The organism is Caulobacter sp. GW821-FHT09B11, assembly GCF_059418205.1.
This window is the reverse complement of the sequence record NZ_JBWKPK010000029.1, coordinates 35049-57190: the sequence shown is the minus strand read 5'-3', so window position 1 is coordinate 57190 and position 22142 is coordinate 35049. Positions and strand designations below refer to the sequence as shown.

The following is a 22142-nucleotide window of genomic DNA, read 5'->3' as shown; positions in this document are numbered from 1 at the left end:
AGTACGAGACCGATGCGCACCACCATCCTCTTCGGCGGCCCCAGCCGCGAGCGCCTCGTGGCCGTGGCCAGCGCCCAGAGCCTGACCCGCCTGCTGCCTGACGCCGATCTCTGGTTCTGGGCGCCGGACGGCCAGGTCTATCCCGCCAGCCAGGCCGTGCTGTTGGGCCATGACCGTCCGTTCGAGCTGGACCTGCCGACCGAAGGCGCGCCGATCGGCGACATCGAGACGGCGCTGGACGTCGCCGCCCGCGAGGACCGCGCCCTGCTGCTCAGCCTGCACGGCGGCTTTTCCGAGGACGGCGGCCTGCAGGCCCTGTGCGAGGCGCGCGGCGTGGCCTTCACCGGCTCGGGCGCGGAAGCCAGCCGCCTGGCCTTCGGCAAGGTGCTGGCCAAGGAGATCGTCGCCAAGGCCGGCGTCTCGGTTCCGGAAAGCATCGACCTGGCGGGCGCCGAGGCGGCCCTGGCCAAGTACGGCCGCCTGATCGCCAAGCCGGCCGAGGACGGTTCGAGCTACGGCCTGATCTTCGTCGACGCGCCGGCCGACCTGGAGACGGTGGCCGAGGCGGCCGGGCAGATGCCCTATGTCATTGAGCCCTTCGTCGCCGGCCTTGAGGCCACCTGCGGCGTGCTGGAACAGGACGGCGAGGTCTTCGCCCTGCCGCCGGTGGAGATCCGTCCGTCGGCCGGCAAGTTCGATTACAAGTCCAAGTACCTGGCCAAGGACACCGAGGAGATCTGCCCGGCGACCTTCGGCGAGGCGATCAACGCCGCCATGCAGGACCAGGCCCTGAAGGCGCACAAGGCCCTGGGCTGCCGCGGCTATTCGCGCACCGATTTCATCGTCTCCGAGCACGGCCTGGTCTATCTGGAGACCAACACCCTGCCGGGCCTGACCGCCTCGTCGCTCTATCCCAAGGCGCTGAAGGCGCAGGGGATCGAGATCGCGACCTTCCTCAGGGGCCAGCTGGCCCTGGCGGAAGCGCGCGCCAAGCAAGCCGCGACGGCGGTCTGACCATGGCCTGGGACAACGGACCCTTCGAAAACGACGAAGCCGCCGATTTCGTCGCCGATCTGGCCGAGGCGCCCGACTGGCGCGCGGTGGTGCTGATCCTCGACCACGTGACCAAGGCCGCCGGCTATCTAGAAGCGCCCGAGGCCGAGATGGCCGTGGCCGCCGCCGCGGTGGTCGCCGCGGCGCTGAGCGAGGCCGCGCTGCTGCCGGCCGACCATCAGGACCTGAAGACGAAACTCGGGGCGCCGCCGCAAGGCGCGGCCCCCCTGGCCAGGGCGGCGCTGGCCCGCGTGGTCGGCCCGGCCTCCGAACTCGACGAACTCTGGCAGGAGGGCGACGGTCACGACGGCTGGTTGACCCACATCGCCGGCCTGCAAGCTATCCTGGGCGCATTCCAATGAGACCTGTCTTCGTCAACATCGGCGAGCGGACCAACGTCACCGGCTCGGCCAAGTTCAAGAAGCTGATCGTCGAAGGCAACTTCAGCGAAGCCCTGTCGGTCGCCCGCCAGCAGGTCGAGGCCGGCGCCCAGGTCATCGACGTCAACATGGACGAAGGCCTGCTCGACAGCGAGCAGGCGATGGTCACCTTCCTGAACCTGATGGCGGCCGAGCCCGACATCGCCCGTGTGCCGGTGATGATCGACAGCTCCAAGTGGGAGGTGATCGAGGCCGGCCTGAAGTGCGTGCAGGGCAAGGCGATCGTCAACTCGATCTCGATGAAGGAAGGCGAGGCCAAGTTCATCGAGCAGGCTAAGCTGTGCCTGCGCTACGGCGCGGCCGTGGTGGTCATGGCCTTCGACGAGGTCGGTCAGGCCGACACCGCCGCCCGCAAGATCGAGATCTGCGAGAAGGCCTACCGCATCCTGGTCGACAAGGTCGGCTTCCCGCCCGAGGACATCATCTTCGACCCCAACATCTTCGCCGTGGCGACGGGGATCGAGGAGCACGACAACTACGCCGTCGACTTCATCGAGGGCACGCGCGAGATCAAGATCCGCTGCCCCTACGCCCGGATCTCGGGCGGGGTGTCGAACGTCTCGTTCAGCTTCCGCGGCAACGAGCCGGTGCGCCGGGCGATCCACTCGGTGTTCCTGTACCACGCCATCAACGCCGGCATGGACATGGGCATCGTCAACGCCGGCGACCTGCCGGTCTATGACGACATCGACCCGGTGCTGCGCGAGGCCGTCGAGGACGTGATCCTCAACCGCCCGCAGCGGACCAACGTCTCCAACACCGAGCGCCTGGTCGACATGGCGCCCGGCTACAAGGGCGAGAAGGGCGCGGCCCAGCAGGTCAACCTGGCCTGGCGCGAGGGCACGGTCGGCGAGCGCATCACCCACGCCCTGGTCAACGGCGTCACCGAGTTCATCGAGGCCGACACCGAGGAAGCGCGCCTGACCTTCGACCGTCCGCTGCACGTGATCGAAGGCCCGCTGATGGACGGCATGAACGTCGTCGGCGACCTGTTCGGCGCGGGCAAGATGTTCTTGCCCCAGGTGGTCAAGTCGGCCCGCGTGATGAAGCAGGCCGTGGCCTGGCTGATGCCGTTCATGGAGGCCGAGAAGGAAGGCCAGGTCCGCAAGGCGGCCGGCAAGGTGCTGATGGCCACCGTCAAGGGCGACGTCCACGACATCGGCAAGAACATCGTCGGCGTCGTGCTGCAGTGTAACAACTACGAGGTCATCGACCTGGGCGTCATGGTGCCCGCCGACCGCATCCTCGACGAGGCCAAGAAGCACGAGGTCGACATGATCGGCCTGTCGGGCCTGATCACCCCGTCGCTGGACGAGATGGTGTTCGTCGCCGCCGAGATGGAGCGCCAGGGCTTCGACATCCCGCTGCTGATCGGCGGCGCCACCACCAGCCGCACCCACACGGCGGTGAAGATCGAGCCGGCCTATCGGCGCGGCCCGACCACCTATGTGGTCGACGCCAGCCGCGCCGTCGGCGTGGTCTCGGGCCTGCTGTCGGAAGGCGAGCGCGACCGGATCATCGGCGAGACCCGCGCCGAGTACGTCAAGGTGCGCGAGCAGTACGCGCGCGGCCAGACGGTCAAGGCCCGCACGCCGATCGGCGAGGCCCGCAAGCGCAGGTTCGCCATCGACTGGAAGGGCTATGCGCCGCCCAAGCCGGCGTTCGTCGGCACGCGGGTGTTCGAGCCGAGCCTGGCCGAGCTGGAGCCGTTCATCGACTGGTCGCCGTTCTTCGCCAGCTGGGAGCTGATCGGCCGCTATCCGCAGATTCTGGAAGACGACGTGGTCGGCGAGGCCGCCACCGACCTCTATCGCGACGCCCGCGTGATGCTCGAGAAAGTGATCGCGGAGAAGTGGTTCGGGGCCAAGGGCGTGATCGGCTTCTGGCCGGCCCAGGCGGTCGAGGACGACGTCGTCCTCTATGCCGACGAGACCCGCACCGTCGAGATCGCCCGCCTGCACACCCTGCGCCAGCAGATGGACAAGGGTAAGGGCGAGGGCAAGGCCAACCTGGCCCTGTCGGACTTCGTCGCGCCCGTCGGCGGCCCGGCCGACTATGTCGGCGGCTTCGCCGTCACCGCCGGCCATGGCGAGGACGAGATCGTCAAGAAATTCAAGGACGCCGGCGACGACTATTCGGCGATCATGGCTTCTGCGCTCGCCGACCGCCTGGCCGAGGCCTTCGCCGAGTGGCTGCACCACAAGGCCCGGGTCGAGCTGTGGGGCTATGCGCCGGAAGAGGGCTTCGACGCCGATCGCCTGATCGCCGAGAAGTATGTCGGCATCCGCCCGGCCCCCGGCTATCCGGCCCAGCCCGACCACACCGAGAAGGGCACGCTGTTCCGCCTGCTCGACGCCGAGGCCGCCACCGGCATGGCCCTGACCGAGAGCTTCGCCATGAGCCCCGGCGCGGCCGTGTCGGGCCTCTATTTCAGCCACCCGCAGAGCCACTATTTCGGCGTCGGCAAGATCGACTTCGACCAGGTCGAGGACTACGCCCGCCGCAAGGGCTGGGACCTGGCCACGACCGAGCGCTGGCTGTCGCCGATCCTGAACTATGATCCCCTGGCCCGGGCGCGGGGTGAGGCGGCCTAGTCCGCGAACAGCGTGGCGAGAGTGATCCTCAGGTCAGGCAGCAGCAGGGCCTGTAGATCGCCTTCGACCACCTCCACCGAACGATAGCCGTCGTCGGACGGCCGCCGGTGGATGACGGCGCTTCGGGCGACCACGTCGACGACCCAATAGTCGGCCACGCCGTGTTGGGCGTAGATCCCGGCCTTGACGCTCAGGTCGTAGGCGCGTGACTCGTCGGCCACCTCGATCAGCAACGTGATGTCCCCGCCGCTCAGGTCCTGCGGCTTGAGCCGGCGCGGATAGAGCATCACGTCTGGTTCGACGAACAGCCGCTCGGTCAGGTACAGCGTCGTCTCGACGCCGATCCGCAAGTCGCCGGGCATGGCTTTGGCCAACCACTCGACCAGCGCGCTCTTGACGATCTCATGGTCGTTCTTCTTTGCGGCCATGACCAGGATTTCCCCGTCGATCAGCTCGATGTTCTCGTTCTCTGCAAGCACGCCGGCCTCGACCATGCGGAAGACGTCTTCCGTGGTGAACAGCCGATGGGGCAGGTCGAGCGGGGGGCGGACCGGGGCGTTCATGAGCAGAGCCTAACACGATCGTCCACCGAGGGCAGACCTCTGGCCAACCGTCGGTCTTCGAGTGCATGCTGGCCTCAACGGAGGCCTGGACCTCCGATCCGGGGCTGGGGGTGAAACATGGACGGCAGCGGCGTCAGCCGCCGGGCGCTGGGCGCGCTGGCGGTCGGGGGAGCGGCGGCTGGGCTTTCGGCGGGACTGGCGGGCTGCGGAACGCAGCGGCCCGGTGATGTGCAGCCGAAGACGCGCGACTTTCCCAAGGACTTCGTCTGGGGAACCGCCACCGCAGCCTTCCAGACCGAAGGCTCGCCCGACGCCGACGGGCGAGGCCCCAGCGTCTGGGACGTGTTCCAGGACCTGCCGGGCAAGATCGTCGACGGCTCCGACGCCAAGGTCGCCACCGACAGCTATCGCCGCTGGGCCGACGATGTGAACCTGGTGGCCGGGGCGGGGCTGGGCGGCTACCGGTTCTCGATCTCGTGGTCGCGGCTGCTGCCCACCGGAGCAGGGGCCATCGCCCAGGCGGGTGTCGATCACTACGCCCGGCTGATCGACGGCCTGCTGGAAAAGGGCGTCACGCCGTACGCCACGCTGTTCCACTGGGACCTGCCGCAAGCCTTGCAGGATCGCGGCGGATGGGCGGCGCGCGACACGGCCCAGGCCTTCGCCGACTACGCCGCCCTGGTCGGCGAGCGGCTGGGCGATCGGCTCAAACGCATCATCGTGCTCAACGAGCCGGCCGTGCACACGGTGTTCGGCCACGTCACGGGCGAGCATGCGCCAGGCCTGAAGGACGTCGCCTTGCTGGGGCCGGTGACCCACCATATGAACCTCGCGCAAGGGCTGGCGATCCAGGCCCTGCGCGCGGCCAAGGGCGACCTGTCGATCGGCACCACTTTAGCCTTGCAGCCCTGCCGGCCGGCGGGCGGCGGGCTGGCGTTCTGGAACCGGCTGGCGTCGGACGGGCTCGACTCCCTGTGGAACCGCGCGTGGCTCGATCCCCTGCTGAAGGGCGAATATCCCGACGCCATGGACGAGTTCCTGGGCGACCGGGTGCGTTCTGAGGATCTTTCGACCATCCGCCAGAAGGTCGACTTCATGGGGGTGAACTACTACGCGCCAGCCTATATGCGCCTGGCGCCGCTGTCGCCTGGCAAGATCGCGCCCGCCGCGCCGCCCAAGGGCGTGGAGCTGGACGCCTTCGGCCGTCATGTCGATCCCTCGGGCCTGGCCGAGGTGCTGGCGCGGCTGCGCACCGAGTACGGCAACCCTCCGGTGTTCGTCACCGAGAACGGCTGCTCGGACCCGTTCGGCGACGGGCCGGGCATCCAGGCCGACACCTTCCGCATCGCCTTCCTGCGCCGGCACCTGCAAGCGGTGAAGGCGGCCATGGAGGCGGGCTCGCCGGTGAAGGGCTTCTTCGCCTGGTGCCTGATCGACAATTGGGAATGGGCGCTGGGCTACCGCTCGAAGTTCGGCCTGGTGACCCACGACCGGGCGACCGGGGTGAGAACGCCGAAGGCGTCCTACGCGTGGTACGCGGCGTTGGTGCGGAGCGGTGTGTTGCCGACGGCGCCTTAGCGAGAAGCCGCTTTCCGTTCCGCCCGTCATTCCCGCCCTTGTGGCGGGAACCCCTCTTTCAGCCGCAGGTGCGCATGGGGCGGATCGCTGGCGATCCGCTTGCGCTTCACGTGCGAGCGGATCCAGGGGTTCCCGCCACAAGGGCGGGAATGACGGGAAGAAAGGGAACCGAGCTAAATCCTCAGTCCGGCTTGCAGATCAGCACGTCCTTGCCGCCGCGCTTGGCGGGCAGGAGGCTGCCGGCGCAGGCCTGCGGGTTGGAGGGGTCGATGATGATCTCGCGGCTGGCCGGCAGCTTGGCCGGGGTCGCGCCGATCGCGGCCAGGGGCTTCTTGACCGCCGGGGCGGCCACGGGCTTGGCGACGACCGGCTTGGTCGCCGCGGGCTTCTGGACGGCCGGCTTCTGCACCGCGGCCTTGGGCGCCGGCGTGGGGGCCGAGACCTCGACCTTGGCGGCGGGCGCTTCTGCGGGCGCGGCGGGCTCCTCGACGGGCGGCTGGGTCGGTTCCGGCGCGGCTTCCGGCTCGGGCTGGGCCGGCACGGCGCTCTTGACGTTGTAGTTCAGGGCCTGGCCGAACAGGTTGGACTTGCTTTCCAGGGCCTTGGCGCGGGTCTCGCAGTCGCCGGGCGGCGACCAGCTCATCCACACCTGGGCCAGGCGCGCCTTGTCGACGCTTTCCGAGCCGCCCCAGATCGAGCGGCCCTTCTTCATCGCCGCCGCGCCGTATTCCGAGATCGGGCGCGGGCTGGCCTTTTCGGCGGCGGTGATGGCCGAGGCGTAGATCCTGAGGTCCGAGCGCGCCTGGGTGCGCATGGCCGGATATTCCTTCAGCGCCGCGGCCGCGCCGTCGGGGCCGGGGAAGGCCTTCTCGATCCGGGTCACCTCGGGCATGACCCGATCGTACAGCTCGATGTAGCCGCCGAGCGCGCCGTAGCACCAGGCGATGTAGCCGTACTCGTCGTTGGGCGGCGTCGCGGCGGGCTGGGTGCGCGGCGGCGGAGCGGCGGTGGTCACGGGCGCGTCCTGCGCCATCAGGGCGAGGGCGAAGAGAAGAGCGGTCGCCATACGGCCGGGAATCCTTTCGGTAGCGTCAGCGGACTGACTAGATCATTTCGGGCCGCAATGGGACCGCAGCATGGCGCCGGCAGGACGAAGCGGCGCTTCAAGCTCAGCCATAACGACGAAGCCGCCGGATGGCTCCGAAGTTCGCGGCGATTCTGAACAAGTTTACATGTGCGGCGCAGCAATCGCCGGGTGGGTCCGCCGCGAGGCGTGTGCTATGAGGCGCTTCCGGAGCGTCATCCTGGAGACGTTCGGATCCGTATCTCCCAGGACCGGCCGGCTTTTAAGACCCCTCCGCATGACCTTCTGGCGCAACATCGCAAGCATCGCGGCCCGCCGTCTGGACCTGGCGGAGTGCGCCGAGTGCCCGCCCGGACCGCCGGGACAGGACCCGGCCTTCTCGACCGCGGTCACGGCGCTGGGCGCCAAGCTGGCCAAGGCCGACGGCAGCGCCGACGGCCACGAGTTCGCGGCCTTCTCGCAGGTCTTCCATCCAGATCCGGCCTCCGAACAGAACATCCACCGCCTGTACGACCTGGCCCGCCAGACCACCCACGGCTTCGAGAGCTACGCCAAGCGGCTGGCCAAGCGCTATCGCTCGTGTCCGCAGCTCCTGGAAGACGTGCTCGACGGCCTGTTCCACATCGCCAAGGCCGACGGCGCGGTGACCCAGGACGAGCTCGATTACCTGGAGCGGGTGGCCGCGCTGTTCGGCCTGTCGCCGCTGGCCTTCCGCCGCCTCAGCGCCACCCACCTGGGAGCGGAGGCGGACGATCCCTATGTGATCCTCGACGTGGCGGCCGACGCCGACGACGCGGCCGTGCGCAGCGCCTGGAAGCTGGCGCTGTCGGACGCCCACCCCGACCGGGCCCGCGCCCGCGGCCTGCCGGCCGAGTTCATCGAGGTGGCCGAGGCCAAGGCGGCCGCGATCAACGCCGCCTTCACCACCGTCATGCGCGAGCGCAGGGAACTGGGACTGGCCGCCGCGGGTTGAGCGGAAAAGTCTTTGTGATTGAACCCAATGGGTGTTCAGTTGACGTTCAGACCTCCGAAGCCAACCTAAGGGGCGAGGACGGAGATTCTGGGCGCTCCGGCGCCGATCGAGGACGACGATGACCATGACCCTGGGCGCGAACATCGGCGCGACGCAGTCTTCGGCTTGGCGCGGCCTGGCTGGAGTGATCGGCGGCGTGGCCACGGCGATCGCCGTTTCGGTGGCCGCCATCGTCGCCGTCGTGTTCGCCGCGACCCTGGTGGTGGTCGGCTTCATGGCCACCGCGCTGCTGGGCCTGGCCGCCTTCGCCCTGCGCGGCCGCCGCCACGCCCACGCCAAGGCCAACGCCGATCCCAACCTGATCGAAGCCCGCAACGTCGGCGGCCACTCGTGGGTCGCCTACGGCTGGAACGAGCGGCGGTAGCCGCCACCCGACTTCACCATCTCCCGTCATTCCCGCCCTTGTGGCGGGAAACCCTCTGTCAGCCGCAAGGGCATTAGGGGCGGATCGCCGGCGATCCGCTGGCGCCTCACGTGCGAATGGAACCAGGGGTTCCCGCCACAAGGGCGGGAATGACGGGAGGAGAGGGCGTGTCAAAACGCTTGCCTTACTCGCCCTCGCTCGTCCAACCTGCCTTTCAAACAAACGTTGGGAGGCGAGCATGATCGGCGTGGTGGCGACCCTGAAGGTCCAGCCGGACAAGACGTCCGAGTTCGAAGCGGTGTTCCTGGGCCTGGCCGCCAAGGTGAAGGCCAACGAGCCGGGGGCGATCGTCTATCAGCTGACCAAGTCCAGGAGCGAGGCCGGCGTCTACAAGGTGCTGGAGCTCTACGCCTCGGAAGACGCTCTCAAGCACCACGGCGGCACCGACTATTTCAAGGCCGCCGGCGCGGCCATGGGGCCGTTCATGGCCGGCCGTCCGGAGATCGAATATCTCGACGCGGTGGAGTAGGGCGCAAGCCCGCGCTTGACGGGCCCCGGCCGGTTCGCGCATCCCGACGGCGAAAGCCGTTTGGAGCAAGACCTTGAGCCGTTTCTGGAGCCCGCTGGTCCACAAGCTGTCGCCTTATGTGCCGGGCGAGCAGCCGAAGATCGCCGACCTGGTCAAGCTGAACACCAATGAAAGCCCCTATGGGCCTTCGCCCAAGGCCGTCGAGGCGATCGCGGCGGCGGCGGGCGAGGCCTTGCGGCTCTATCCCGATCCGACCTCCAGCGCGCTGCGCGAGACCCTGGCCGCCTATCACGGCGTGGCCGTGGATCAGGTGTTCGTCGGCAACGGCTCGGACGAGGTGCTGGCCCACGCCTTCCGCGCCCTGCTGGGGCATGACGCGCCGCTGCTGTTCCCCGACATCACCTACAGCTTCTATCCGACCTACTGCCGGCTGTTCGACGTCGCCTACGAGACCGTGCCGCTGGCCGACGACCTGTCGGTGCGGATCGACGATTATCGCCGAGCGTCCGGCGCGATCATCATCGCCAACCCCAACGCCCCGACCGGCGTGGCCCTGACCCGCGCCGAGATCGCCCGCCTGCTGGCCGAGCATCCCGACAAGCCGGTGGTCATCGACGAGGCCTATGTCGATTTCGGCGGCGACAGCGCCATCCCGCTGGTCGCCGACCATCCCAACCTGCTGGTCGTGCAGACCATGTCGAAGTCGCGGGCCCTGGCCGGCCTGCGGGTCGGCTACGCCATAGGCGATGCGGCCCTGATCGAGGGGCTGACCCGGGTGAAGGACAGCTTCAATTCCTATCCCCTTGGCCGTCCCGCCCAGGCCGGCGCGCTCGCCTCGATCGAGGACGAGGCCTTCTTCCAGGACAGCCGCGCCCGCGTGATTGCCGGCCGCCGGCGCCTGGTCGAGGGGCTGGAGGCGCGAGGCTTTTCCGCCCCGGCCTCGTCGGCCAACTTCGTCTTCGCCCGCCACGCCTCGCGGCCCGGCGCCGAGCTGGCGGCGGAACTGCGCGCGCGCGGGGTCATCGTCCGCCGGTTCGATGCGCCGCGCATCGGGGATCACCTGCGGATCACGGTCGGGATGGACGGCCAGATCGACCGCCTGCTGGGGGCGCTGGACGAAATCCTGGGGTAGGACTTCCCCATCACCGTCATCCCGGCCGGAGCGCAGCGAAGAGCCGGGACCCAGGGGGCTGGGCTCGGCGGCTGGATCAAGCGCCCGGCGCCGGCTGTCGCATTGCGGCGGCCCCTGGGTCCCGGGTCTGTGGTCCGCTTCGCGGCCCTTCGCCCGGGATGACGGGCTAATTGGCGGGCAGGGGTTTTCTTTCCGTACGGGCCGCACCAGATACAACGACCGTTGCAGTATTTCTGCATGGCGGTCGCTCCGAACAAGTGTTTGGATCGCGCCGGTTCATACTCCTGCTGGAGCGCCCGCATGGCCCTCGACGCCCTCTTCAAGCCCTTCGAGTTCAAGTCGCTGAAGCTGCCCAACCGGGTGGTGATGGCGCCGATGACTCGGTCGTTCTCGCCCGGCGGCGTGGCCACCGACGATGTGGCGGCCTATTACGCCCGCCGCGCGGCCGCCCAGGTCGGCCTGATCGTCACCGAGGGCACGGGCGTGGCCCGGGACGCCTCGCTGAACGACGCCAACATCCCGCGCTTCCATGGCGAGAAGGAGCTGGCGGCCTGGAAGAAGGTCGTCGACGACGTCCACGCCGCCGGCGGCCTGATCGCGCCGCAGCTGTGGCACGTGGGTTCGGCCAAGGGCAAGGACGTGCTGGGCAAGATCGACAGCCCCTCGGGCGTGTCCAAGGCCGGCGGCTCGCCGTTCACCGAGCCGATGACCGACGCCGAGATCGCCGACACCATCGCCGCCTTCGCCACGGCCGCCGCCGACGCCAAGCGCCTGGGCTTCGACGCCATCGAGCTGCACGGCGCCCACGGCTACCTGATCGATCAGTTCTTCTGGAACGGCACCAACCTGCGCGGCGACGCCTTCGGCGGCCCGACCATCGCCGAGCGCAGCGCCTTCGCCGCCGAGATCCTGAAAGCCGTCCGCGCCGCCGTCGGCCCGGACTATCCGGTGATCATCCGCCTGTCGCAGTGGAAGCAGCAGGACTACGCGGTGAAGAACGCCGAGACCCCGCAACTGCTGGAAGCCTGGCTGCAGCCGCTGGCCGACGCCGGCGCCGACATCTTCCACTGCTCGCAACGCAGGTTCTGGGAGCCGGAATTCGAGGGCAGCGACCTGAACTTCGCCGGCTGGACCAAGAAGCTGACCGGCGCCCCGACCATCACCGTCGGCTCGGTGGGCCTGTCGGGCGAGTTCATCGCGGCCTTCGGCGGCGAAGGCAGCCAGCCGGCCTCGATCGACGGCCTGCTCGAACGCCTGGACCGAGGCGAGTTCGACCTGGTCGGCGTCGGCCGGGCGCTGCTGCAGGATCCGGAGTGGGTGGTGAAGATCCGCGATGGGCGCAATGACGAGCTGCAGAGCTTCTCGCGCGAGGCGCTGGGGGTGCTGTACTAGGCTGTAGCCGCCTGCGGCGGCCCCCTCCGGCCCTCTGGGCCACCTCCCCCAGAGGGGGAGGATCCAGAGCGCCAAGATGCTCCCCCTCTGGGGGAGCTGTCGCGGAGCGACTGAGGGGGCCGCGAAGCGGTCAGCCGTTGAAGTTCAGCCTCAGCCCCGGCCGCTCCCACCGCCCGCGCCAGAGCTTCCCGGTCCCGGATCCGGTGATCCACACGTCTCGCAGGTCCGCACCACCGAAACAGAGGTTGGTGACGATCACGTCCGGAACCGCCACGTGCTCGGTGGTCCCGTCGGGCGAAAACGCCGTGATCCCGCCGTTGATGATCGTCGCCACGCAGACCCGCCCGTCGGCCTCGACCGCCAGGCTGTCGAGCAGCTGGTAGCCCGGCAGGTTGCAGACCACGCGGCCGGGCTGGAGCGGGGCGGGCGGGGCCAGTTCGCCGGGGGCGACGACGTCGAAGGCCCATAGGCGTCCCAGCATGGTGTCGGCCACATAGACCACGTCCTCGGCTGGCGACAGGCCAACGCCGTTGGGCGAGATCAGGTGGTCGCGGGCGCGGACAATATGGCTGCCGTCGGTCCGGGCGTAGTAGAGCGCGCCGTACTTGCGGCCCTCGGGCGTCGAGCAGCCGTGGTCGGTGAACCAGAACCCGCCCTGCTTGTCGAAGACCAGATCGTTGGGACCGACCAGCCGCTTGCCGTCGTAGGCTTCGTAGAGCGTGGTCACCGCCCCGGTGGAGAGATCCACCCGCTGGATCGAGCCGCCCTGGTGGCTGGCGGGCGTGGGGCCGGGGATGTTCAGCCCGCCCATGTCGAAGAATTCGAAGCTGCCGCCGTTGTTGGTGACATAGACCGCGCCGTCCGGGCCGATCGCCGCGCCGTTGGGACCGCCGGGCAGGTCGGCGACGGTGGTCCGGGTTCCGTCCGGCGCGATGCGGGTCAGGGTCTGGCGCTGGATCTCGACCAGCAGCACCGAGCCGTCGGCCATGGCGATCGGGCCTTCGGGGAATTGCAGGCCTTCGGCGACGAGGGTCAGGTCCATGTCGTCTCGCTCCCAGGATGTGCGCCTCTGCTGGACGCTGCATGGGAGTAAACGGTCGTTTGAACCGGGCCGCAACCCACTCAGGCGTCGGCGAGCAGCCGGGTCAGGTCTTCGGCGTTGAGGCCGCGCGGGGCCAGCCGCGCCGACTGGCCGGCCCACAGGTTGGTGAAGTCGGGATTGGTCCCGTCCCGGCGCAGCGGCGTCAGGGCGCCGCCGGCCAGCGGGAAGGGCGGCACGACCTCGCCGCCGATCGGCCCGACCTCGCGCATCAGCCGGTTGGCGACGCCCCGGGCCGGGCGGCCGGTGAAGAGGTCGGTGATCATGGTGTTGTCGTCCCGGGCCTCGTCCAGGGCGGCGCGGTGGGCCGGCGGGATCCTGGCCTCGGGCGTGAAGAGGTAGGCCGTGCCGACCTGCACGCCGGACGCGCCCAGGGCCCGGGCGGCCGCGACGCCGCGCGCCTCGGCGATGCCGCCGGCCGCGATCACCGGAACCGAGACGGCCGAAACCACCTGCGGCAGCAGGGAAAAGAGGCCGGGCTGGGCGGCGCTGTCCAGGCGGTTGTCGATCGTCTTGTCGATCGCCTTGTCGATCCCTGGGCCGAAGCCCGGCAGGAAGACGGCGCGATGGCCGCCGGCCTCGGCTCCCATGGCGATGACGGCGTCGGCGCCGTTGACCTCCAGCCAGACGGCCTCGGCGACCGTGGTGGCCGACGAAAGCACCTTGGCCCCCGCCGCCTTCACCCGGTCGAGCAGGCCGGCCTCGGGCAGGCCGAAATGGAAGCTGACCACCTCGGGGCGCAGGTCCTCGACCAGGGCGCAGAAGGCTTCGTCGAAGGGGGCGCGGCCGCCGGCGGGCGGGGGTGGGGCCGGATCCAGGCCCGCCTCGACATAGTAGGGCGCCAAGCGCGCGCGCCAGGCCATCATCCGCGCCGGATCGGCGGCCGGAGGCGTGTGGGCGAAGAAGTTGAGGTTCAGCGGCGCGTCGACCGCGGCCCGAAATTCGGCGATCGCCTCGCGGGCCTGGTCGGGCGTGTACTGCGCGCAGGGCAGGGACCCCAGGCCGCCGCCACGGGCCGCGCCGATCGCCATGGCCGGCGTGCCGGCGCCCGCCATCGGCGCCTGGAGCACCGGCGCCGCCACGCCCAGAAGGTCGATCAGCCGCCGGTCGGTCCAGGTGCTCATGGGCGCTCTCAGTTCAGGTCGAACAGGTCGTAGGCGATCAGCTTCAGCCGCGCGTCGAAGAAGGCCCGGCCGTAGCTGGAGCGCTTGAGCGCCATCTGGTCGACGCCGTGCTCGACGTCCGATCCGCTGGCGCCGGGGGCGGCGCAGGGGACATTGAGGCGCAGGGTGCGGCCGACGGCCAGCTTCACGCCCGGCTCGGCCCGATAGACCTTGGCCACGACGAGGCAGCGACCGCGCACGCCGCGCGGCACGCCCACGTGCTGGACCTGGACCACGGCGATCTCGGCGGCCTTGTCGCGCGCGGCCTGGCGGACGTCGGCCGGAGACGGCGCGGCGGGCGTCGCAGCCGTCTGGGCCAGCAGGATCGCGGCGATCAGCGGGGCGCTCATCTGCGTTCCAGCACGCGGAACACGAACGGGAAGTCGTCGCCCTCGCCGGCCGGGCGCTCCTCGCGGCGCACCTCGGTCCAGGCGTTCTCGTCGAAGGCGGGGAAGTGGACGTCGCCTTGCACCTCGGCCTGAACCTCGGTGACGTAGATTCGCTTGGCGCGGGGCAGGGCCAGCTCGAACAGGGCCGCGCCGCCGATCACGCAGACCTCCTCGACGCCGTCCTCGGCGGCCTGCTCCTTGCCGATCTGCACGGCTTCCATCCAGGTGTCGCAGACCACGGCGCCCTCGGCCTCGAACTTGTGGTCGCGGGTCAGCACGATGTTCAGCCGGCCGGGCAGGGGCTTGCGGGGCAGGCTGTCCCAGGTCTTGCGGCCCATGATCACCGGCTTGCCCAGGGTGGCGGCCTTGAACATCGCAAGGTCCGACTTCAGCCGCCAGGGCAGGTCGTTGTCGCGGCCGATGACGCCGTTGAGCGAGCGGGCCACGGGGCCGAGTGTGAGGATGGGGGCGGTCATGGGCGACTCTTAGCCGCCCGCCGCCCGATCCGGAAGGTCGGGTTTCAGACCGAGACCGCCGCCTTGATGTGCGGGTGGGCCTCGTAGCCCTCCAGCTGGAAGTCCTCGTACGCGAAGGCGAAGAGGTCGGTCTTGTCGGCGATCTTCATCGTCGGGAACGGCTTGGGCTCGCGGGCCAACTGCTCGCGGGCCTGGTCCAGGTGGTTCAGATAGAGGTGGGCGTCGCCGAAGGTGTGCACGAACTCGCCCGGCTGCAGGCCCACGACCTTGGCGACCATCAGGGTCAGCAGGGCGTAGCTGGCGATGTTGAACGGCACGCCCAGGAAGACGTCGGCGCTGCGCTGGTAGAGCTGGCAGGACAGTTTTCCGTCCGCGACGAAGAACTGGAACAGGCAGTGGCAGGGCGGCAGGGCCATGTCCTCGACGTCGGCCGGGTTCCAGGCCGAGACGATGTGGCGGCGGCTGTTGGGATTGGTCTTCAGGCCCTCGACCAGATTGACGATCTGGTCGATCGAACCGCCGTCCGGGGTGGCCCACGAGCGCCACTGCTTGCCGTAGACGGGGCCAAGCTCGCCGTTCTCGTCGGCCCACTCGTCCCAGATGCGCACGCCGTTGTCCTTGAGCCAGGCGATGTTGGTCTCGCCGCGCAGGAACCACAGCAGCTCGATGATGATCGAGCGCAGGTGCAGCTTCTTGGTGGTCAGGACCGGGAAGCCCTTGGCCAAGTCGAAGCGGATCTGGCGGCCGAAGACGCCCAGCGTGCCGGTGCCGGTGCGGTCGCCGCGCTGCACGCCGTTTTCCAGGATATCGGCGAGCAGGCCGAGATACTGGCGCTCGGGATGGTCGGTGGCGGCTTTCGGGGCGTCGAGAACGGCGGTGATCATGGGGCGCACAATCGCGACGAATCGAGCCCGTGGCCAATCACAAAAACGCCCCGCTCGGCGATCCGGCGGGGCGTTCTAGCTCAGGTGGCGAAGACGCCTATTTCGACGGTTCGAGACCGGTGTTCAGCACCCAGCCGACATTGTCGTTCTCGTCGGCCACTTCCCACCACAGGTCCTGCTTCTTGCCGGTCGGGTAGACGATGGCGCCGGCGGGCAGGGCGCGGATCAGCTTGCCGGCGGCGACCGGCGCAGCGCGCATGTTGACGACGCGGGTGGCCACGAAGGTCTTGGCCGGGGCGTTCTGGGCGGCGGCGGGGCTGTCGCCGACCAGGCCCAGTTCGCCGACCATCTTCGAGTAGCTGTTGATGAAGGCCAGGGTGATGATCCGGCCGATCTCGGTGTCTTCGTAGCCGCCGCCCACGGCGCCGGCGAAGCCGATGCCGCCGCCCGCGCCCCAGCCGATGTCGTTCTTCACGGCGTAGCCTTCCTGTACGGCCACGGTCTCGGTGGTGCGCACGTTGGTCAGCGACAGGACGGTGTTGGCTTCCAGCTTCTTGGTCTTGATGCCGCCGACCAGGGCGCCGGCGCGACCGCCGATCAGGCCGCCGATGGCGCCGGCCACCGCGCCGCCGCCGGCGTTGCTGTCGCTGGCCTGGACCTCGGCCACCAGCACGTAGTCGGCCGCCTTGATCTGGCCCTGGCCGACGTTGGAGCCGCGCTGCAGGCCCAGATTGCCGCCGATGTTGCGCTCGATCTGGGCGGCGTTCAGGCCTGCGCCGCGATCGACGAGGTTGAAGCAGCCCGACTTCTGGACGATGGCCCGCAGCAGCTTCTGCGGCGAGGCGAGGTTGTACTGGGTCCAGCCGCGGGGATCGTCGCCGTCGATGATCGACAGGGTGCCCAGCTTCCGCGTGCAGCGCGGCACTTCGGCGACGGCCTGGGTCTGCGCCTGCTGGGCCTTGCTGGCCTTGGCCTGGGCGAAGGCTTCGGCCGGAACGATCGCGCACAGGACAGCGCCCGCCGCCAGCAGGCTATTCTTCATCGACATGGGAACGAACCCTCCAGAGCCCTCGGAAATTGCGTGCGGACACTACAGTAACGATTGCACGCGCGCCAAGCTCGCCTAACCGGCGAAACCGCCTTCGTCGAGAAAGGCTTGCTCGGCGGGCGTGGTTTCCCGCCCCAGGGCGACGTTGCGGTGGGGGAAGCGGCCGAAGCGAGCGATGATGTCGCGATGGATCAGGGCCCACTTCATCGGCCCCTCGTCGCCGGTGTCGGCCTGCAGGCCCGCGCACAGCTCGATGCACAGCTCCTGGTCGGCCAGGGATTCGGAGTGCTCGAACGGCAGGTAGAAGAAATAGCGCAGCTCGGGCGCGACCTCCTGGTCGAAGCCGGCGGCGATGGCGACGCGGGCCACGGCGCGGGCCTTGCCGTCGGTGGCGAAGCCGTGGCCGCTGCGGCGGTAGAGGTTGCGTGGGAACTGGTCGAGCACGATGACCAGCGCCAGGGCGCCCTCGGGGCTTTCCAGCCAGTCGTCATAGTCGCCGCGCGCGGCCTTGTGGTGGGTGGGTTCGTACTTCAGGCGGATCGCCTCGTCGAACGCGGGGTTCTTCTCGAACCACTTCTTGGGTCCGGCCTGGGTCCAGAAGCCAAGAATGTCCTGGGGCTGCGCGGCCATCGAATCCTCGCTGCGGGTTTCGTTCAATTGCGGTTCATGCGCCGAGCGCGACACTGGAATCAAGGGATGAGCCACGGGCCGGCGCAAGGCCTATTGGAGCTGGAAATGAAACGTCTGATCACCGCCGCCATGATCCTGTCGCTGACGGGCGGCGCGGCGGCGCAGGCCGGGATCGCGGCCGTGGCCGCCCAACAGCAGGAACGGAGCGATCGCGAGGATCGCCCCGCGCGTCCGGATCGCGGTTCGCGCGGCGGCGATCAAGGCGGCCGCGCCCAGCAGGGCGGCGGCGAGCAGGGCGGACGTCCCGACCGGGGCGATCGCCAGGAAGGCGGCTGGCGCGGCGGCGGCCGTGTGAACGACGGCGCGCCCCAGGCCCAGCGTCCGCCCGAGGCCCGTCCGGCCCAGCAGGCGCCCCAGGCTCCCCAGGCCGATCGCGGCGGCGACCGCGGCGGTTGGCAAGGCCGGGGCGATCGTCCCGATCGGGGCGGTCAGGACCGGGGCGGCCAGGATCGCGGCGGCCAAGATCGCGGCGGCCAGGATCGTGGAGACCGCGGCCCCGACCGCAACTACCGTCCCAGCGGCGCGCAGGGCGGCGATCGCCGTCCCGACGACCGGCGTCCCGACCGCAACGACCGTAACGACGACCGCGGCCGTCCCGGCGGCGGCTGGCAGGGCGATCGCGGCGGGTCCCGTCCCGGCGCGCAACGCCCCGGCGACCAGCGCTGGCGCGACCGCGACAACGGCCGTCCGCAGTACGACCAGCGTCGCTGGCGGCCCAGCTACCGTTCGGCCCAGCGCTACCGCGCGCCGGCCTACCGCTATCCGCGCGGCTGGTATTCGTTCCGCTGGAGCTTCGGCGACTATCTGCCGGGCGGCTGGTACGGCAGCTCGTACTATCTCGACTGGTACCGCTACGGCCTGCCGATGCCGCCGATCGGCTGCGAGTGGGTCCGGGTCGGCGGTGACGCCGTCCTGGTCGACGTCTGGTCCGGCCAGGTGCTGAGCGTCTATTACGACCTCTTCTGGTGACAGCCCGACGGGGCTCTTGATCGCCGCCTTCCGGTCTCCGGAGGGCGGCGATTTCGCATTCGGGGCGCGCGCTCGACGAGCGGTGGTGGGCAAGTTCGCGCCCGCGGTCTAAAAACCTGACCGCAGAGGCTTTCGCGACACAGGCTTTTGCCGGCTTCGCCTTGACGAAACGGCAAAAAAACGCTCAAACGCCCGGCCTTTGTCGCTTCGCCGTGCGCGATGCGGCCAGATTGACCAGTCCTGGAGAAGAAATCATGCGCGTCTACTACGACCGCGACGCCGACCTCGCCCGCATCCTGGACCGGAAGATCGCCATCGTAGGCTATGGCAGCCAAGGCCACGCCCACGCCCTCAACCTTCGTGACAGCGGCGCCTCGAACGTCGCCGTCGCCCTGCGCCCGGGTTCGCCCTCGGCCAAGAAGGCCGAAGGCGAAGGCCTGAAGGTCCTGTCGGTGGCCGAAGCCGCCGCCTGGGCCGACCTGATCATGATCCTGGCGCCGGACGAGCACCAGGCCGCGATCTACAAGAACGACATCGCCCCCAACATCCGTGACGGCGCCGCCCTGCTGTTCGCCCACGGCCTGAACGTCCACTTCGGCCTGATCGAGCCGAAGGACACCATCGACGTGCTGATGGTCGCGCCGAAGGGCCCGGGCCACACCGTGCGTGGCGAGTATCAGAAGGGCGGCGGCGTGCCCTGCCTGATCGCGGTGCACCACAACGCCACCGGCAACGCCCACGACCTCGGCCTGGCCTACGCCTCGGCCATCGGCGGCGGCCGCTCGGGCATCATCGAGACCAACTTCCGCGAGGAATGCGAAACCGACCTGTTCGGCGAGCAGGCCGTCCTCTGCGGCGGCACGGTCGAGCTGATCCGCGCCGGCTTCGAAGTGCTGGTCGAGGCCGGCTACGCGCCGGAAATGGCCTATTTCGAGTGCCTGCACGAGCTGAAGCTGATCGTGGACCTGATCTACGAAGGCGGCATCGCCAACATGAACTACTCGATCTCGAACACCGCCGAGTACGGCGAGTACGTCACCGGCCCGCGCGTCGTGACCGCCGAGACCAAGGCTGAGATGAAGCGCGTGCTGGAAGACATCCAGTCGGGCAAGTTCGTCCGTGACTTCATGCTGGAAAACGCCGTCGGCCAGCCGTCCTTCAAGGCGACCCGCCGTCGCGCTTCCGAGCACCAGATCGAGGAAGTCGGCGCGCGCCTCCGCGGCATGATGCCGTGGATCGCCAAGAACAAGCTGGTGGACGTCACCAAGAACTAAGCTTCCGCCTCACGGCTGAAGACGGAAACGGCGGGCTCGCAAGGGCCCGCCGTTTTTCGTTTGGGTCATCATGCAATCATATGGTTGCGGATGTCGCGCGCCGGAGTCATGGTCGGGCAACCAGGAGGTTGCTGAAATGACCGACCGCATCGAGAAGACCATCGTGCTGAACGCGCCGCTCGAGCGCGTCTGGAGCGCCATCGCCGACCACGAGCAGTTCGGGGCCTGGTTCCGGGTCAAGCTGGACGGGCCGTTCGTGGCCGGCGAGGCCTCGACCGGCCACATCACCTATCCGGGCTACGAGCATATCCAGTGGCGGGCGCAGGTCGTGGCCGTCGAGCCGATGCGGCGGCTGGCGTTCCACTGGCGTCCCTACGCGATCGACCCCGAGATCGACTATTCGGGCGAGACCCCGACCCTGGTCGAGTTCCTGCTGACGCCGGAAGGGCAGGGCGTGCGGCTGGACGTGATCGAGAGCGGCTTCGACGCCGTGCCGGCCCATCGCCGCGACGAGGCCTTCCGCATGAACGAGGGCGGCTGGGCCCAGCAGGTCGAGAACATCAAGGCCCATGTCGAGGCTTGAGGCCGGGGCGCCGAACGCCCCCGATCCGGCCGTCGTGTTCGCCGCCCTGGGCGATCCCACCCGCCTGGCCCTGCTGGACCGGCTGAGCGACGGCCGGCCCCGCTCGATCTCGGCCCTGGCCAGCGGCGGCGACATCACCCGCCAGGCCGTGACCAAGCACCTGCGGGTGCTGGAGGGGGCGGGGCTCGTCGCCAGCCTGCGCGAAGGCCGCGAGAGTCGGTTCGCCTATCGCCCCGAGCAGGTGCGTGAGGCGCGGGCCTGGCTCGACACGGTCTCGGCCCGCTGGGACGACGCCCTCGGACGGCTGAAGGCGTTCGTGGAGGGGGTGTAACGCCCCTCTCCCTATGGGAGAGGGAGTACGCCGCCTACCCCAGCACCACCACCGGACCCCAGGCCACCTGATAGCGGTGCGCGCCGCTGGAGAGATGCGGCCGCAGCTGCCAGGCGCCGGGCGGGATGGCGACCGGCTGGGGGCGCTCGACATAGGTCTGGGTCAGCACCTCGCCGCCGGGGTCCGACAGCGAGAACTGGTCGATGCGCGGGCTGGCGCGGGAGAGGGCCGCCGCGATGGCCTCGACCGAGGGCGCGCGCAGCGGGGCGGGGGCGGCCAGGCGGGCCGAGACCTCGGCATAGACGCCGACGGCGATGACCTCAGGCCCGTCGCGCAGGGCGGCGTAGCCGACGTGGGTCAGGCCCGGCGCCAGCAGATTGGCGCGGTGGCCGGGGCTCGACTTCCACTGGCCCATGATCTGGTCGGGACGAACCTGGCCGGAGGCGTTGCGGCGCATGGCGATGTTCTCGGCCGGAGCGCCGACCAGGTCGCGGGCCAGCAGGCCGACGCGGGCGGCGGGGCCAAAGCCCTCGCGCGTAACGTGGTCGTAGAGGCGGGTGCGGGCGATGTCGGCGGCGTGGGCGCGGGCGGCCAGCGCCAGGCCCGGGTCGAAGGTCAGCGGCGGCAGGCGGCGCGCCTGCCGGAAGGCGTCGCCCTGGCCCTGCAGCTCGCGCTCGAAATCGGCGTCGAAGTCGCCGCGCCGGGCGGCCAGCTGGTCGCGCAGGCGGCGCTCGTAGGCCAGCCAGGTCTGGGCCGGGGCGGCTTGCGCAAGCCCAGGCAGGAAGAGGGCCGCGACGCCAAGGCTGAGGACGGTTCGGCGGGGAAGGGCGGTCATCGGGGCGGGCTTTGGCTCCAATACAGTTGACAGGACACGCCGGTCGTCCGCTCTAAGGCCGGATGCGACCTGTCCGTTCCCTTTGGCTGGCCGGCCCCGAGGCCTGGCTCCCCGATGCAGAAGCCCAAGACCTGCGGCGCAAGGCCCTGTGCCTGGACGCCGGCTTCACGGCCTTTTCCGGCGCCCAGCCGGCGCCCGGCGACGAGTTCAGCTCCGAGATCCAGGCCCGCGAACTCTACATGGAGCGCATGGCCCAATTGCGTCGGGCCGATGCGGCGATCGTCAACCTGACCCCCTGGCGCGGGCCGTCCTGCGACGCCGCCACGGCCTTCGAGGCCGGGGTGCTGGCGGGGCTGGGCAAGCCGATCTTCGCCTATCTCAACGTCGAGGACGAAAGCCTGGCCGAATATGTCGACCGGGTCGATGTGCTGGTCGGCGCCGAGCGCGGCGAGGACGGGATCTGGCGCGACGAGGACGGCTGCGTGGTCGAGGACCTGGGCCTGCCCGAAAGCGTCATGCTGTGGGCCGAAGCGCGCCGTCTGTTCGTCATCGTAACGCCCGAGCCGCTGCACGACCTGACCGGGCTGGAGATGTGCCTGCAGGCGCTTCGGCTGTACGCGGAGTAGGGGGAGAGCCCCC

24 protein-coding genes are annotated in these 22142 nt (G+C 69.8%); 14 read left to right on the top strand and 10 right to left on the bottom strand.

The annotated features are described in order from the left end of the window. Positions 1 to 12 precede the first annotated feature (12 nt). From AC07N1_RS19730 to metH, 3 genes are read left to right on the top strand one after another with little or no spacing between them, the layout of a single operon-like run. Complete coding sequence (locus AC07N1_RS19730; RefSeq protein WP_494673330.1) at positions 13 to 1014, top strand: D-alanine--D-alanine ligase family protein; 1002 nt, start codon at positions 13 to 15, stop codon at positions 1012 to 1014. A 2-nt stretch (positions 1015 to 1016) separates the two neighbouring features. Next, positions 1017 to 1415, top strand: coding sequence for a DUF4259 domain-containing protein (locus tag AC07N1_RS19725; protein WP_494673329.1), 399 nt, complete (start codon positions 1017 to 1019; stop codon positions 1413 to 1415). Then, positions 1412 to 4087: a methionine synthase gene (gene metH / locus AC07N1_RS19720; protein ID WP_494673328.1), complete on the top strand. Its 2676-nt coding sequence runs from the start codon at positions 1412 to 1414 to the stop codon at positions 4085 to 4087. Before AC07N1_RS19725 ends, metH begins: the two co-directional genes overlap by 4 nt. Here metH and AC07N1_RS19715 read toward each other — a convergent pair. Further along, on the bottom strand, positions 4084 to 4650 hold the full coding sequence (locus tag AC07N1_RS19715) for a Uma2 family endonuclease (protein ID WP_494673327.1): 567 nt from the start codon (positions 4648 to 4650) through the stop codon (positions 4084 to 4086). The two genes, metH and AC07N1_RS19715, sit on opposite strands and share 4 nt — an antisense overlap. A gap of 117 nt (positions 4651 to 4767) precedes the next feature. Between AC07N1_RS19715 and AC07N1_RS19710 the strand changes: the two genes are divergently transcribed. Then, on the top strand, positions 4768 to 6228 hold the full coding sequence (locus AC07N1_RS19710; protein WP_494673326.1) for a GH1 family beta-glucosidase: 1461 nt from the start codon (positions 4768 to 4770) through the stop codon (positions 6226 to 6228). Positions 6229 to 6409: 181 nt separating this feature from the next. On the opposite strand, the gene AC07N1_RS19705 is transcribed toward AC07N1_RS19710, so the two are convergent. Beyond that, positions 6410 to 7294 (bottom strand): hypothetical protein, encoded by an 885-nt coding sequence (locus AC07N1_RS19705; RefSeq protein ID WP_494673325.1) that lies wholly within the window; start codon positions 7292 to 7294, stop codon positions 6410 to 6412. 295 nt (positions 7295 to 7589) lie between these two features. On the opposite strand from AC07N1_RS19705, the gene AC07N1_RS19700 reads away from it, so the two are divergent. From AC07N1_RS19700 to AC07N1_RS19680, 5 genes are all read left to right on the top strand, one after another. Further along, a complete protein-coding gene (locus AC07N1_RS19700; RefSeq protein WP_494673324.1) occupies positions 7590 to 8285 on the top strand; it encodes a tellurite resistance TerB family protein in 696 nt (231 codons plus the stop codon). 124 nt (positions 8286 to 8409) lie between these two features. Further along, a complete protein-coding gene (locus tag AC07N1_RS19695; protein WP_110117930.1) occupies positions 8410 to 8709 on the top strand; it encodes a hypothetical protein in 300 nt (99 codons plus the stop codon). Between the two features lie 238 nt (positions 8710 to 8947). Then, positions 8948 to 9238, top strand: coding sequence for a putative quinol monooxygenase (locus AC07N1_RS19690; protein WP_494673323.1), 291 nt, complete (start codon positions 8948 to 8950; stop codon positions 9236 to 9238). 73 nt (positions 9239 to 9311) lie between these two features. After that, positions 9312 to 10370, top strand: coding sequence for a histidinol-phosphate transaminase (gene hisC, locus AC07N1_RS19685; protein WP_494673322.1), 1059 nt, complete (start codon positions 9312 to 9314; stop codon positions 10368 to 10370). 300 nt (positions 10371 to 10670) lie between these two features. Continuing rightward, entirely contained in the window at positions 10671 to 11762 is a 1092-nt protein-coding gene (locus tag AC07N1_RS19680; RefSeq protein WP_494673321.1) for an NADH:flavin oxidoreductase, read from the top strand. A 130-nt stretch (positions 11763 to 11892) separates the two neighbouring features. Here AC07N1_RS19680 and AC07N1_RS19675 read toward each other — a convergent pair whose 3' ends face one another. The 7 genes from AC07N1_RS19675 to AC07N1_RS19645 all read right to left on the bottom strand — a co-directional run bounded on the left by AC07N1_RS19675 (position 11893) and on the right by AC07N1_RS19645 (position 17451). Then, the gene (locus AC07N1_RS19675; RefSeq protein ID WP_494673320.1) at positions 11893 to 12804 is read right to left on the bottom strand and encodes an SMP-30/gluconolactonase/LRE family protein; all 912 of its coding nucleotides are present in this window, start codon (positions 12802 to 12804) and stop codon (positions 11893 to 11895) included. 80 nt (positions 12805 to 12884) lie between these two features. Then, positions 12885 to 13985, bottom strand: a complete 1101-nt coding sequence (locus AC07N1_RS19670) for an NAD(P)H-dependent flavin oxidoreductase (protein ID WP_494673319.1) — start codon at positions 13983 to 13985, stop codon at positions 12885 to 12887. An 8-nt stretch (positions 13986 to 13993) separates the two neighbouring features. Continuing rightward, the gene (locus AC07N1_RS19665; RefSeq protein ID WP_494673318.1) at positions 13994 to 14374 is read right to left on the bottom strand and encodes a hypothetical protein; all 381 of its coding nucleotides are present in this window, start codon (positions 14372 to 14374) and stop codon (positions 13994 to 13996) included. Continuing rightward, positions 14371 to 14889 carry a dihydrofolate reductase gene (locus AC07N1_RS19660; RefSeq protein ID WP_494673317.1) on the bottom strand — a complete coding sequence of 173 codons (519 nt, stop codon included), beginning with the start codon at positions 14887 to 14889 and terminating at the stop codon, positions 14371 to 14373. Before AC07N1_RS19660 ends, AC07N1_RS19665 begins: the two co-directional genes overlap by 4 nt. 44 nt (positions 14890 to 14933) lie before the next feature. Then, positions 14934 to 15773 (bottom strand): thymidylate synthase, encoded by an 840-nt coding sequence (locus AC07N1_RS19655; RefSeq protein ID WP_494673316.1) that lies wholly within the window; start codon positions 15771 to 15773, stop codon positions 14934 to 14936. Between the two features lie 97 nt (positions 15774 to 15870). Then, positions 15871 to 16815: a CsgG/HfaB family protein gene (locus tag AC07N1_RS19650; protein WP_494673349.1), complete on the bottom strand. Its 945-nt coding sequence runs from the start codon at positions 16813 to 16815 to the stop codon at positions 15871 to 15873. Between the two features lie 81 nt (positions 16816 to 16896). Further along, positions 16897 to 17451 carry a DUF924 family protein gene (locus AC07N1_RS19645; RefSeq protein WP_494673315.1) on the bottom strand — a complete coding sequence of 185 codons (555 nt, stop codon included), beginning with the start codon at positions 17449 to 17451 and terminating at the stop codon, positions 16897 to 16899. 105 nt (positions 17452 to 17556) lie between these two features. On the opposite strand from AC07N1_RS19645, the gene AC07N1_RS19640 reads away from it, so the two are divergent. The 4 genes from AC07N1_RS19640 (at position 17557) to AC07N1_RS19625 (ending at position 20668) form a co-directional block, all read left to right on the top strand. Beyond that, positions 17557 to 18480: an RcnB family protein gene (locus AC07N1_RS19640; protein ID WP_494673314.1), complete on the top strand. Its 924-nt coding sequence runs from the start codon at positions 17557 to 17559 to the stop codon at positions 18478 to 18480. 254 nt (positions 18481 to 18734) lie between these two features. Further along, complete coding sequence (gene ilvC / locus AC07N1_RS19635) at positions 18735 to 19754, top strand: ketol-acid reductoisomerase (RefSeq protein WP_494673313.1); 1020 nt, start codon at positions 18735 to 18737, stop codon at positions 19752 to 19754. A 136-nt stretch (positions 19755 to 19890) separates the two neighbouring features. Next, positions 19891 to 20337, top strand: coding sequence for an SRPBCC family protein (locus AC07N1_RS19630; RefSeq protein ID WP_494673312.1), 447 nt, complete (start codon positions 19891 to 19893; stop codon positions 20335 to 20337). Next, the gene (locus tag AC07N1_RS19625) at positions 20324 to 20668 is read left to right on the top strand and encodes an ArsR/SmtB family transcription factor (protein WP_494673311.1); all 345 of its coding nucleotides are present in this window, start codon (positions 20324 to 20326) and stop codon (positions 20666 to 20668) included. Before AC07N1_RS19630 ends, AC07N1_RS19625 begins: the two co-directional genes overlap by 14 nt. A gap of 34 nt (positions 20669 to 20702) precedes the next feature. On the opposite strand, the gene AC07N1_RS19620 is transcribed toward AC07N1_RS19625, so the two are convergent. Further along, entirely contained in the window at positions 20703 to 21503 is an 801-nt protein-coding gene (locus AC07N1_RS19620) for a CAP domain-containing protein (protein ID WP_494673310.1), read from the bottom strand. Between the two features lie 62 nt (positions 21504 to 21565). On the opposite strand from AC07N1_RS19620, the gene AC07N1_RS19615 reads away from it, so the two are divergent. Further along, positions 21566 to 22129, top strand: coding sequence for a nucleoside 2-deoxyribosyltransferase (locus AC07N1_RS19615; protein ID WP_110121645.1), 564 nt, complete (start codon positions 21566 to 21568; stop codon positions 22127 to 22129). Positions 22130 to 22142: the final 13 nt, after the last annotated feature.